Below are 10,463 nucleotides of genomic sequence, written 5' to 3' on the forward strand. Positions count from 1 at the left end.
CCTCTCCGGCCAGGCGCCAGGGGTCCAGTAAGAACCCTGGAGTGACGTATGTCGTCGTACGCCGAAACGGCCGTTCCCTGTTCTGACACCGGCACCATCGCCGCGCCGCTCGCGGTCGCCGGACGCGACATCGAGGTGCCGCTGGTCACCGGCGGCACCGTGCAGTACGCCGCGCTCGACTACGGCGCCAGCGCCCCCGCCCTCCAGCGGGTGTGGGACGACGTGGCCGCCTACCTGCCGTACTACGGCAGCGTGCACCGCGGCGCCGGCTACCTCTCGCAGCTGTCCACCGACCTGTACGAGCAGAGCCGCCGGACCGTCGCCGGTTTCCTCGGCTGCCGCGAAGACGACACGCTGCTGTTCACCCGCGGCACCACCGACTCGCTGAACCTGCTCGCCGACATCCTGCCCGCCGGCACCCGGGTGTTCGTGTTCGAGTCCGAGCACCACGCCGCGCTGCTGCCGTGGCGGCGCGACTCCGGTGTCTCGTACCTGCCCGCCCCCGCCAGCCCCGCCGAGGCCGTCGCCACCCTCGACGCCGCGCTCGCCCAGGCCGGCCACGGTCCGCGCCTGGTCTGCGTGACCGGGGCGTCCAACGTCACCGGCGAGATCTTCCCGGTCGCCGAACTCACCGCCGTCGCCCACAGGCACGGTGCGCGGATCGTCCTGGACGCCGCCCAGCTCGCCCCCCACCACCGGGTGTCCGTCAAGGACCTCGACGTGGACTGGATCGCCGTCTCGGGGCACAAGATGTACGCCCCGTTCGGCGCGGGCGTGCTCGCCGGACGCGCCGACTGGCTGGACGCGGCCGAGCCGTACCTGGCCGGCGGCGGCGCGTCGAAGAAGGTCACCCTCGACTCGGTGGAGTGGAACCAGGGCCCGGCCCGGCACGAGGCCGGCTCGCCGAACGTGATCGGCGCCTACGCGCTGGCCTCCGCGTGCAAGGCCCTCCAGGAGGCCGGTCAGGACGAGCTGGCGGCCCGGGAGGCGCAACTGCTCTCCCGGCTGCGCGCGGGACTCGCCGCAGTGCCTGAAGTCCGTACGCTCGAACTCTTCGGCCCGGACTCGGACCGGGTGGGCGTCCTGTCCTTCGTGGTCGACGACTGGAACAGCTCACGGTTCGCCGCCGCACTGTCGGCCGAATACGGCATCGGTGTGCGCGACGGGCTGTTCTGCGCGCACCCGCTGGTGCGCCGCCTGCTCGGCGGCCGGGCCGACCAGCCCGGGGAGTGCGGGGCGCCGGACGCGCCCGACGGTGAACTGAACCTCAACGCCATCCGGGTGAGCTTCGGCGCGGGCACCCCCGTGGAGCACATCGACCGCTTCGTGGCGGCTGTCACGGAACTCGTGGAGCGTGGGCCCCGCTGGGAGTACGCGGTCGAGGGCGGCCGCTGTATCGCCGTCGGCGACCCCCGGGACACCACGAAGCTGCCGGTCTGACGGTTCCTGACCTTGTGCCGCAGCGCCCGGCTTCCGGGCGCTACGGCGGAACAGACCGGAGGCGTACGGATTCCTCAGACGCCGTCGTCCAGCCCGATGGCGAACGCCGCGTCGAGGTCGTGCTTCGAATACGTACGGAACGCGATGTGCGTCGCCGTGTGCTCGACGCCCGGGACCTTGTTGACCCTCCCCGGGATGACCTCCGCCAGGTCGTTGTGGTGCGGCACCCGCACCATGACGACCAGGTCGAACTCGCCGGTGACCGAGTACACCTCGCTGACCCCGTCGATCGCGGTGATCGCCTCGGCGATCTCGGGGATGCGGTCGACGGCTGCCTTGACCTGCACGATCGCGGTGATCACGGGGAATCCTTTCGCACACTGACGGGGTGTCGGCACGAGCCTATCCGGACGGCGGTACGGCCGACGGGGCAGCTGTGTCCAGCTCTGCGACCGGTGCCGCGACCGGTGCCGCCGGGCCGCGCCGCCGGTACAGCAGCCAGGCGTAGGCGAAGCCGAGGACGAACCCCACGACGTGCGCCGAGTAGGCGATGTCCGCGTCGCCGCTCACCCCGATGCCGCGGAAGTACAGCCACTGGAGGACGAAGTACACCCCGAGCACCAGCCACGCCGGGAAGCGCAGCGGGAGGAACAACAGCAGGGGCACCAGCGAGGTCACCCGGGCCCTGGGGTACAGGAAGAGGTACGCGCCCAGGACCGCCGACACCGCACCGGACGCGCCCACCAGCGGCTGCGCCGACTTCGGGTCGGTCAGGGCGAAACCGTACGTCGCCACGTAGCCCGAGACCAGGTAGAACAGCGTGAACCGGACCCGGCCCATGCGGTCCTCGACGTTGTTCCCGAAGACGTACAGGTAGAGCATGTTGCCGATCAGGTGCAGCCAGCCGCCGTGCATGAACATCGCGAACAGCACGGACAGCACCGGCGACTTGTCCGACGTGTCGGTGCGACCGCACTTCACCGGCGGCCCCGACTGGGTCCGCACCAGCTCCGGGGTGCCGGCCAGCGGCCTGCCCGACATCAGTTCCCGGGGGATCGCGCCGTACCGGTAGTAGTATTGCGATTCGGCGCACACCTGCTGCTGCGGGTGCGGGGCGTCCCCGCCACGCCCGAACCCGGACAGCGGACTGAGCAGGAACACCAGCACGTTCGCCGCGATCAGGGCGTACGTGACCACAGGAGTCCGCCGTACCGGGTTCACGTCGTGTACGGGGATCAGCATCCAACGATCGTCACCCGAAGGCGGGACCACGGCCCGGTGGACGGGGCACGGTCATCCGTACGGCCTAATGGGGCTTTCCGGCAGCCGGAGTGGACCGCTCCACCAGGCCGCGCAGGTCGTGGACCCCCGCCTCGTGCAGCCGCGCCAGCAGGCCGCGCAGCACATGCACCGTGGCCCGGCAGTCCGACGCAGCCCGGTGCGCCGGCGGGGCCGGGGACTCGAAGTGCGCGGCCAGGGTCACCAGTCTGTTGTTCCGCACCTCGCCCGGCTCCAGGACACCCCGCGCCAGCGTCAGGGTGTCCACCACCGTGAACTCCGGCCAGTCCAGCCCGCAGGCCCGGCACGCGGCCCGCAGGAACGCCGTGTCGAACGGGGCGTTGTGCGCCACCAGGACGCCGTCGCGGGCGAAGTCGAGGAACGCCGGCAGCACCAGGCGCAGCGGCGGCGCCCCGGACACCGTCGAATCGGAGATCCCCGTCAGGGTGGTGATGAACGCCGGTATCGGAACGCCCGGTTCCACCAGTGAGGCGAACTCGGCCAGCACCTCGTCGCCGCGCACCCGCACCGCCGCGATCTCGGTGATCCGCTCGCACTCCGGGTCGAGGCCCGTCGTCTCGACGTCCACGACGACGAACACCTGGTGCTCCACCGGCGCAGCGCGCGCCGGGTCCTGACCCGCGGGCGGGTTTCGCCCGGCCCCGTCCAGGGCGGTACTGTCCGGCGGGGCCGAGCCGTCGTGGCCCGGATCGCCGGGCATCGTGCTGTCCATAGGACTGGACGGTACGGTTCCGCCCCGACACACCCCCATACCGACCCCGCGCGGGTGCGCCGGCCCCGTGGCCCCGCCCCCTGCGGGTGCACCAGAGAGGAACGCGCATGTCGCTGCCCGCCCCGTCCCAGGACACCCGGTGGCGCTGCTCACTGTGCGGCAACCTGACCCGGTTCGACGTGACCCGCACCACCCGCGCGGTGGAGTTCGTCCACCTGGACCTCGCCGGCGAGCCGAAGGTCGAGGAGCGCGAAGTGCTGGAGGACAACATCGAATCCGTCCGCTGCCGCTGGTGCAACGCGACCGGCTCGGTGGAGCTGGTGCCGAAGCCCGACGCCGGGTAGAGCCGGGCGGACGACCCCGACCGGCCACCGAGTGGACCTGCCGCATCCTGGAAATTCAGGGTGGCAGGTCCACTTTCGGGTGGAAACACGCCATGATCAATGGGTAGGTGGTCAGGAAGGCACGGGGTGTCACAGCGGAGCAGTGGACAGAGCGCGGCAGGCTGAGCGCACCAGGACGGCGGAGGAACAGTGACCAGCGCAGCAGACGAACCCAGGACGGGCCCGCTGCCCGAAGGGGTGCGCCAGCGCGTCGTGGGCATCGCCGCAGACGCGGTCGGCACCATGCCCGTCGAAGAGATCCCGCTGCCGCTGCGTCGGCTGGCCCGCTTCACGCCCGCCAAGCGCGCCAAGCTCGCCGCCACCCCGCTGGCCGCCGCCCTGGAGGGTGACGCGGTGTTCCGCGGCCGTATAGCGGACCGCGTCCGCGCCGCGCTGCCCGACCTCGCGCAGGCGCTGGACGCCGGCACTGTACCGGCCGCCGCCGACCCGCTGGACGTGGCCGCCGCGGCCTACCTGCTGCGCCCGGACGGCTGGGTTGGGATCGTGGCCGCCGCCGGCGACGCCGCGGTCAAGGCCGCCGCCGACCACGCCGACTCGGAGGCCGTCGCCACCATCGAACGCCTGGAGAAGGAACTGGCCGCGCTGCGCTCCTCCTCCCGGGCCGAACTCGACGGTCTGCGCACCGAACTGGAGGCCGTCCGCAAGGAGGCCGACCAGTTGCGCCGGCAGATCCGCGGCTTCCAGGGCACCGCCAAGCACGCGGAGAAGCAGGCCAAGCTGCTGCAAGTGGAACTGGACGAGATCCAGAAGGGCACCGGGCAGGTGGTGTCCACCACCGAGAAGGAGGCCCGCAGGCTGCGGGCCCGCCTCGCCCAGGTCGAAGGAGAGCTGGAGGCCGGGCGCAAGGCCGCCCGCGAGGGCCGCCACCTGGAGGACACCCGGATCAGACTGCTCCTGGACACGGTTCTGGAGGCCGCGCAGGGGCTGCGCCGGGAGCTGGCGCTGCCGCCGGTGACAGTCAGGCCGGCCGACACAGTGGACGCGGTCTCCCCGGTCGCGCACTCGGTCCTCGACATCCCCCAGCGGGGGACCAGCGACGACGACCCGGTGCTGCTCGACCAACTGCTCCACCTGCCGCAGGCGCACCTGGTCATCGACGGCTACAACGTCACCAAGACCGGCTACCCCACCCTGCCGCTCGCCGAGCAGCGGGCCAGGCTCCTGGGCGGCCTGGCGATCCTGGCGGCGCAGACGGGCGCCGAGATCACCTGCGTGTTCGACGGCGCGGAGCTGTCCACCCCGGTGCTGCTCGCGCCGCCGCGGGGCGTGCGGGTGCGGTTCAGCAAGCCGGGGCAGACGGCGGACGACCTGATCAGGGCGCTGGTCCGGGCGGAGCCGCCGGGCCGCCCGGTGATCGTGGTGTCCACCGACCGCGAGGTGGCCGACGGTGTGCGCCGCGCGGGCGCGCGCCCCGTCCTGTCGATGATGCTGCTCCGCCGCCTGGCCCGGGGCTGAACCGGGCTGCGCGACTACGGGACGGTCCGCCGGGTCCGCTACTCCGGACGCGCCGGACGGCCGGGACGAATGAGCGGTTCCGTATGTTCCGGAGATTTTTGAAATCAACAGTGTGGCGAATCCCACATGAACACTCCTGGACGGGCCTGGTGGAACCCCGGCGGGGTGCGGTAACGCGCCCGGCGCGCACCCGCGCCGGACCCTTCGGATGGCCTCCGACCAGGCATCTCCTCTGATATCGGGTTATCGGGAAGGGCTGAGGTCCCGCAATCCCGGGACTTCCGGAACGGTTGTGCGGCATTGTGCAAAAACGTTTCACGCAAGCAGAAAATATGAACAACGAGTGGTTTGTTCGATACCCCGCGTCACTGATTCCGGGTGATTTCCGGCCCTCTCGGGGGTTAATTCCGGCGAATGATTTGAAGCGATCTTGGACCGTGGTTAGTGTCGGCGGTCGAGCAACCGCGCAATCAGTCACCCAGCCAGGGTGGCGGCGGAGGCTCCCGCCGAATCCAGCAGGTGTCAATCGGGGTGACATCCAAGGAACCGGGGACCCGATCCCCATGGGGTGAATCGGCCCGCACCACGGGCCGTAGAGCTGATCTTCCGGCTCGAACCCGACAGCTAACCCGGTAGGCGGCCGTGGAAGAAGGAGTGCCGCCTTCGTGGCGTCCCACCGCCGGCTCAAGAAGCCGAGCAAGACCCGGGTGAGCGTGCTCACCGCCGCAGCGGCAACCGCTGTGGTGTTCGCCCCCAACGTGTCCCACGCCGACCCGGCGCCCACCAAGCAGCAGGTCAAGCAGCAGATCAACGATCTGCAGCACGAGGCCGAAGTGGCGACCGAGGACTACAACGGCTACGAGGAGAAGCACCAGCAGCTCCAGCAGGACGTCCAGCACGTCCAGCAGCGCATCGCCGACGAGCAGTCAGGCCTCGCCGCACTCCAGGGCGACATGGGTGCCATCGCCGCGGCGCAGTACCGCAGCGGCGGCCTGGACCCGACGCTGCGCCTGATGCTGTCGGAGAACCCCGGGCAGTACCTCCAGAAGGCCGCGGCCCTCGACCAGGTCAGCTCCCAGCAGGCCCAGACACTCAGCCAGCTGCGGGACCGCAAGCGCGCCCTGTCCCAGGAACGCTCCGAGGCCGCCGCCAAGCTGAGCCAGCTCGAGAGCACCCGCAAGCACCTCACCGACAAGAAGAACGAGGTCGAGGGCAAGCTCCGCAAGGCCCAGGAACTGCTCAACACCCTCAGCGACGCCGAGCGCGAGCAGTTGCTCGCCCAGGAGGGCCACGGCGAGGACGCCGGACGCGCCTCCAGGGACGGCGCGAACCGCGAGCCGGCCGTGCCCAAGGCCGACGCGGACAAGGGCGGCGACTCCCAGAAGGACGTCAACGTCCCCGTCAGCGGCCGGGCCGCGGCGGCTGTGGCGGCAGTCAAGCAGGCGCTCGGTAAGCCCTACGTCTGGGGCGCCACAGGCCCCGGCTCCTTCGACTGCTCCGGCCTGACGGGCTGGGCGTGGAAGCAGGCCGGACTCTCGCTGCCGCGCACCTCGCAGGGCCAGGGCGGCGCGGGCCGTACGGTCCCCCTCGCCGACGCGCAGCCCGGTGACCTGGTCATCTACTACGGCGGCGCGACGCACATCGGCATGTACGTCGGCAACGGCCAGATCATCCACGCGCCGCGCACCGGCACGACCGTGCGCTACGCGCCGGTCAACTCGATGCCGGTCTCGAAGGTCGTCCGCGTCGGCTGACGGGTTCCACCGGCCGCACCACGGGCTGACCGCGGGTTCCGCCCGTCCGCACAGCGCACTGAACGACCCCGGTCCACGCCGGCCGGGGTCGTCCGGGCGTTCCCGCGCGGCCCGGTGCGCCGCGCCCGGGACCGCCCGGCTGTTCCTGCGGTGTTCGGTGCGCTCCGCTCCGGACCGTCTCGTACGATCAGGTCCGTGAGCGAGCAGAGATCGGCCGGCCGAGTCCGCCGGGCCGGGCCCCGGTGGCTGCTGCCGTTGGTCGCCGTCTGCGCGCTGCTCCAGTTCGTGATCGCCTACACGGTCGTCCACAGCGGCTCCGGCAGCCGGCCGCGGGCCACCGCCCAGGCACCGGGGCACCAGGGCGCGCAGAACCCCGCCGGGCCGGGCGCCGGCACCGCGGAGCAGCACGCCAACGCCCGCCGCACCGCCGTCGGCGCACTCCTCGAACGTCGCGCCGAAGCCTTCCGCACGAAGGACAGACCCGCCTTCCTGGCCACCCTGGACCCCGCGCCGGCCGCGGCGGCCTTCCGTACGGCCCAGACTTCGGTCTTCGACAACGCGGCCCAGGTGCCGTTCACGTCCTGGGAGTACGAGCTCACGGCCTCCGACGCCTTCCCGCTGCCCGAACAGCGGCAGGCGGCCCTGGGCGGCACTCCGTACCTCACCGCGGAGGTCGACCTCACGTACCGCGTCACCGGGTACGACCCCGTCCCGGTCCGCACCAAGGAGTTCCCGACCTTCGTCCTGCGCGGCGGCGCGTGGTACCTCACCGCGACCGACGACGGCACCACCTCCGGGCACACCGGCGGCACCCAGCTGTGGGACCTGGGGAAGGTCACCGTCCTCCAGGGCGCGCGCAGCACCGTGCTCGGCATCGGCGACCCCGGCACACTGCGCGGCTTCCAGCGGGACGCCGACAGCGCGGTCCCCGAGGTCACCGCCGTCTGGGGCGGCCAGTGGGCCGGGAAGGCACTGGTCATCGTGCCCGCGGACCAGTTGCAGATGGCCAGGCTCCTGGACGCCGACGCGCAGAAGTACGCCCGGATCGCCGCCGTCACCACCGGCGAGCGCGGCGCCGCCGTCGACGCGGCCGCCGCCGACCGGGTCATCGTCAACCCCGACGCCTTCCGCCAACTGGGCAACGCCGAACGCCGCGTCGTGATGGTCCACGAGATCAGCCACGTCGCGAGCCGTGCCCACACCCGCGCCTGGACCCCCACCTGGCTGTCCGAGGGCTTCGCCGACTACGTGGCCTACCTCGACTCCGGGCAGACCGTCCGCAGCGCCGCCCCCGAACTGCGCCGCGACGTGCGCGCGGGCAAGGTCCCGCGGGCACTGCCGGACGAAGCCGCCTTCGAGACCACCCAGACCGACCTCCCACAGGCCTACGAGATGGGCTGGCTCGCCTGCCGCCTGATCGCGTCGGAGTGGGGCCAGGCCAAGCTCGTCGAGCTCTACCGCACGCTCGGCGCCGCACCGGCCCCCGGCGCCCCCGCACCCGCCCCGGAGACCGCACTCGCCGCGGCCCTGGGCACCGTGCTCGCGACCACTCCCGGCACGTTCACCGAAACCTGGACCGCGTACGTGAAGACCCAGCTGAAATGACCGCACGTCCGGGTCCTGAAGAACCACCAGGCGCTGGGCCGGCTACGGCTCCCGCGCCGGAAGCCGCTGAAACGACGGGGATGAAGAACCTGTGACCTCCTGGGCCGACGCGGTCCCCGGCCGCCGCATCCTGCTGGTGCTGCTGGCCGCCACCGCACTCGTACTGATCATCGCCATCGCCGTCACCACCCCCTGGCGGCCCCTGTCCGGCATGCCGCCCGGCGGCGCGGCCCACGCCGACGCCGCCCGCGACTTCACCGCCGCCGAGATCGCCCACGGACACGCCCTGTCAAGCGCCGCCCGGCCCCCGGCCTACCTGGCGATGGCCCTGTCCCTCGTGGTGAGCCTGCTCTTCGGCTTCAGCCCGCTGGGCGCCCGCCTCATCCACGCCGCGGCCAGGCCGCTCGGCGGCGGCTGGGTGTGGCAGCTCCTCCTGGGCGGACTCGCCCTGGCCCTGGCCGGCCGGCTCGTGACCCTGCCCGTCTCCGCGTGGTCTGAGAGCGTGAGCCGCCGCTACGGGCTGTCCGTGCAGAGCTGGGGAGGCTGGCTCCTGGACGCGCTCAAGAGCTTCGCGCTGTCCACCGGCGTCCTGCTCGCCGTACTCCTGGGGCTCTACGCCCTGATCCGGGCCCTGCCCCGGGCCGGCTGGCCCATCGCCGCCGGGACCGGCGCGCTCCTGGTCATCGTGATGTCCTTCGTCTATCCGGTCGTCGTCGAACCACTGTTCAACAACTTCAAGTCGATGCCCGCCGGACCGCTGCGCACCGAACTGATGCAGTTGGCCGACCAGGACGGGGTCCCCGTCAAGGACGTCCTCATCGCCGACGCCTCCCGCCGCACCACCGCGCTCAACGCGTACGTCTCCGGCTTCGGTCCGTCCCGGCGCATCGTCGTGTACGACACGCTCCTCAAGCAGGCCGACCAGCGTGAGGTCGAACTCGTCGTCGCGCACGAACTCGGCCACGCCAAACGCGACGACGTCCTGCACGGGACCCTCATCGGCGCCGCGGGCCTGGCCGCGGGCGTCAGCCTCATCGGCCTGCTGGTGACGGCCCGTCCGCTGCTGCGCCGGGCCGGGGCGGACAGCGCGGGGGACCCCCGTTCGCTAGCACTGCTGCTCGCGGTGCTCGCCGTGGTGACGACGCTCTCCGGCCCTGTGCAGATGCTCGTCAGCCGCCGCCTGGAGGCCCGCGCCGACGCGCACGCGCTTGACCTCACCAAGGACCCGGAGGCGTTCGCGAAGATGCAGCGCCGCCTCGCGGTGGCCAACCAGTCGAACCTGGAGCCGAACCCGGTGCTGGCGACGCTGTTCGGCTCACACCCGACGACGGTGGACCGGATCGCGATGGCCAGGACCTGGGCGCGCATCCACGGGGTGCCGGAGCCGGGGGACCTGGGCTGATGCCGGGCTCCAGGCGCGGGTTGTTCTGATGCCGGGCTCCAAGCGCGGGTTGTTCTGATGCCGGGCTCCAAGCGCGGGTTGTTCTGATGCCGGGCTCCAAGCGCGGGTTGTTCTGATGCCGGGCTCCAAGCGCGGGCGTCGTCCTCACGCCGCCTTCGCTGCGCTCAGTCGTCGCTCGGCGCCCGCGCGTCGCCCGGTCGAACCGCGCCCTCCGGGCGCGCTCGGGACGCTGCGCGCCCTCGCTGTGCTGTCCGCCGGGCTCCAAGCGCGGGCGTCGTCCTCACATCCCCGTCGCTGCGCTCCGGGGCTGTTCGGCGCCCGCGCGTCGCCCGGTCGGGCCGCGCCCTCCGGGCGCGCTCGGGACGCTGCGCGCCCTCGCTGTGCTGTCCGCC

The 10,463-nt window shown here is 72.2% G+C and carries 9 protein-coding genes and 1 riboswitch; of the genes, 6 read left to right on the forward strand and 3 right to left on the reverse strand.

The genetic code is table 11. The features are described from left to right. Positions 1-48: 48 nt before the first annotated feature. Positions 49-1,440 carry an aminotransferase class V-fold PLP-dependent enzyme gene (locus AC0Z36_RS24790; protein ID WP_485465253.1) on the forward strand — a complete coding sequence of 464 codons (1,392 nt, stop codon included), beginning with the start codon at positions 49-51 and terminating at the stop codon, positions 1,438-1,440. A 74-nt stretch (positions 1,441-1,514) separates the two neighbouring features. Here AC0Z36_RS24790 and AC0Z36_RS24795 read toward each other — a convergent pair whose 3' ends face one another. From AC0Z36_RS24795 to AC0Z36_RS24805, 3 genes are all read right to left on the reverse strand, one after another. After that, positions 1,515-1,802, reverse strand: a complete 288-nt coding sequence (locus AC0Z36_RS24795) for an Lrp/AsnC family transcriptional regulator (RefSeq protein ID WP_485465254.1) — start codon at positions 1,800-1,802, stop codon at positions 1,515-1,517. Between the two features lie 40 nt (positions 1,803-1,842). After that, the gene (locus tag AC0Z36_RS24800; RefSeq protein ID WP_485465255.1) at positions 1,843-2,682 is read right to left on the reverse strand and encodes a rhomboid family intramembrane serine protease; all 840 of its coding nucleotides are present in this window, start codon (positions 2,680-2,682) and stop codon (positions 1,843-1,845) included. A 64-nt stretch (positions 2,683-2,746) separates the two neighbouring features. After that, positions 2,747-3,451, reverse strand: a complete 705-nt coding sequence (locus AC0Z36_RS24805; RefSeq protein WP_485465256.1) for an exonuclease domain-containing protein — start codon at positions 3,449-3,451, stop codon at positions 2,747-2,749. A 107-nt stretch (positions 3,452-3,558) separates the two neighbouring features. Here AC0Z36_RS24805 and AC0Z36_RS24810 point away from each other — a divergent pair, with 107 nt between their 5' ends. The 5 genes from AC0Z36_RS24810 to AC0Z36_RS24830 all read left to right on the forward strand — a co-directional run bounded on the left by AC0Z36_RS24810 (position 3,559) and on the right by AC0Z36_RS24830 (position 10,071). Then, positions 3,559-3,795: a hypothetical protein gene (locus AC0Z36_RS24810; protein ID WP_485465257.1), complete on the forward strand. Its 237-nt coding sequence runs from the start codon at positions 3,559-3,561 to the stop codon at positions 3,793-3,795. A 189-nt stretch (positions 3,796-3,984) separates the two neighbouring features. Then, the gene (locus AC0Z36_RS24815; protein WP_485465258.1) at positions 3,985-5,310 is read left to right on the forward strand and encodes an NYN domain-containing protein; all 1,326 of its coding nucleotides are present in this window, start codon (positions 3,985-3,987) and stop codon (positions 5,308-5,310) included. A 494-nt stretch (positions 5,311-5,804) separates the two neighbouring features. Then, positions 5,805-5,964: riboswitch (cyclic di-AMP (ydaO/yuaA leader) on the forward strand. A gap of 11 nt (positions 5,965-5,975) precedes the next feature. Beyond that, on the forward strand, positions 5,976-7,064 hold the full coding sequence (locus AC0Z36_RS24820; protein WP_485465259.1) for a C40 family peptidase: 1,089 nt from the start codon (positions 5,976-5,978) through the stop codon (positions 7,062-7,064). 195 nt (positions 7,065-7,259) lie between these two features. After that, entirely contained in the window at positions 7,260-8,669 is a 1,410-nt protein-coding gene (locus AC0Z36_RS24825) for a hypothetical protein (RefSeq protein WP_485465260.1), read from the forward strand. A 91-nt stretch (positions 8,670-8,760) separates the two neighbouring features. After that, positions 8,761-10,071: a M48 family metallopeptidase gene (locus AC0Z36_RS24830; protein ID WP_485465261.1), complete on the forward strand. Its 1,311-nt coding sequence runs from the start codon at positions 8,761-8,763 to the stop codon at positions 10,069-10,071. Positions 10,072-10,463 lie beyond the last annotated feature (392 nt).

The organism is Kitasatospora sp. UYEF31 (assembly GCF_057291755.1).